The 1,960-nt window shown below is 74.7% G+C and carries 3 protein-coding genes; all 3 read right to left on the bottom strand.

The annotated features are described in order from the left end of the window. The coding region (locus ACOJUF_RS06665) for a nicotinate-nicotinamide nucleotide adenylyltransferase (RefSeq protein WP_420121080.1) at nt 1-170 on the bottom strand (170 nt) is incomplete at its 3' end. 28 nt (nt 171-198) lie between these two features. After that, entirely contained in the window at nt 199-1,548 is a 1,350-nt protein-coding gene (locus ACOJUF_RS06670) for a glutamate-5-semialdehyde dehydrogenase (RefSeq protein WP_420121078.1), read from the bottom strand. Beyond that, on the bottom strand, nt 1,535-1,960 hold a 426-nt coding region (locus tag ACOJUF_RS06675), incomplete at its 5' end, for a PUA domain-containing protein (protein WP_420121079.1). The genes ACOJUF_RS06675 and ACOJUF_RS06670, both read right to left, overlap by 14 nt.

Genomic DNA, 1,960 nt, shown 5'->3' on the forward strand with positions numbered 1-1,960 from the left:
TGCTCGGCGCCGCTCTCCCCCGCCTTCTGCCACGGGTTGCCGGTCGGCACGAACACGACCTCGTCCAGCGAGAACTGGTGCGCCACCTCCGATGCCGCGACCAGATGCCCGTGGTGGATGGGGTCGAAGGTGCCGCCCATCACCCCGACCCGGCGGCCCGGCGCCGTCATCCAGCCCGGCGTTTCGTCTGACCAGACCTCATGACGCCGACCGGATCTGGCCGGTGCCGGTGACCACGAACTTGGTGCTGGTCAGCTCGGCCAGCCCCATCGGGCCACGGGCGTGCAGCTTCTGGGTGGAGATCCCGATCTCGGCCCCGAAGCCGAACTCCCCGCCGTCGGTGAACGCGGTGGAGGCGTTGACCATCACCGCGGCGGCGTCGACCCGGGCGGTGAAACGCTGGGCCGCGGCCAGCGACGAGGTCACGATGGCCTCGGTGTGCCCGGTGCCGTGGGCGCCGATGTGCTCGATCGCCGCGTCGATGTCCGGAACCACCTTGGCCGCGATGTCCAGGGACAGGTACTCGGTGTCGTAGTCCTCGTCCGTCGCCGGCACCACCCCGGGGACGTCGCCGACCAGCTCGCGCACGGTGTCGTCGGCGTGCACGACCACCCCGGCCTCCCGCAGCGCGGCCACCGCCGCCGGGACGAACGCGGCGGCCGCGTCGGCGTGCACCAGCAGCGTCTCGGCGGCGTTGCACACCGAGGGGCGGCGGGCCTTGGAGTTCACCAGGATCTGCAGGGCCATCGTGTGGTCGGCGTCGGCGTCGACGTAGACGTGGCAGTTGCCGACGCCCGTCTCGATGACCGGCACCGTCGAGCCGTTGACCACGGCCTGGATGAGGCCGGCGCCGCCCCGCGGGATGATCACGTCGACCAGGCCGCGCGCGGTCATCAGGTGGGTGACCGACTCCCGGTCGGTGCCGGGCACGAGCTGCACGGCGTCGGCGGGCAGCCCGGCCGCGGCGGCGCTCGCGGACAGGATGTCCACCAGCACCCGGTTCGACTCGTAGGCCGACGCCGACCCCCGCAGCAGCGCCGCGTTGCCGGCCTTGAGCGCGATGCCGGCGGCGTCCACCGTGACGTTCGGCCGCGCCTCGTAGATGATCGCGACGACCCCCATCGGCACCCGCACCTGATCCAGGCGCAGCCCGTTGGGCAGCACCGACCCGCGCACGACGGTGCCCACCGGGTCCGGCAGCCCGGCCAGCTCGCGCAGGCCGCCGGCCATCGCCTCGACCCGGGACACGGTCAACCGCAGGCGGTCCACCAGCGAGGCGGGCGTCGAGGCGGCCTCGGCGGCGGCGACGTCCAGCTCGTTGGCGGCCAGGATCTCGTCCCGCCGGTCCAGCAGCGCGTCGGCCATCGCCCGCAGGGCCGCGTCCTTGGCCGCGCGGGTGAGCACGGCCAGCTCGGCCGCCGCGGCCCGGGAGCGCCGCGCCGACGCCAGGACCTCGTCCCGGGTCGCGGACGTGGTCTGCCGGCGGGCCGCCGGTGCGGCGGGAGCGGCGCTCTCGGACGGGGCGACCGGGTGCTCAAGGATGGACATGCTCGGACCCTTCGCTGGGCGGGGGAACTGCTGGATCGACCATAGTTGGCGACACGGCGACCAGGTCGTCCGCGTGCACGACCGGATGGCGCTGCTGCGGGGGCAGATCGGCCAGCGATCGGCCGATCATCCCGGGCAGCTCGCCGGCGTCGTGCCCGACGAACCCGCGGGCCACGACCTCGCCGGTCGGCGCCAGCAGGTCGACCACGTCGCCGGACTCGAAGTCGCCGAAGAAGTGGGTGATGCCGGCCGGGAGCAGCGACTTGCGGCGCCGGACGACCGCGGTCACGGCGCCGGCGTCCAGCCCGATCGAGCCGGCCGAGGTGGCCGCGTGCCGCAGCCAGAACAGGCGGGCCGGCGTGCGCCGGGTGGCCGGCGCGAACGCCGTGCCGACGACCGGTCCGGGGGCCGC

It is taken from the genome of Nakamurella sp. (genome assembly GCF_048594475.1).
Lineage (GTDB): Bacteria > Actinomycetota > Actinomycetes > Mycobacteriales > Nakamurellaceae > Nakamurella.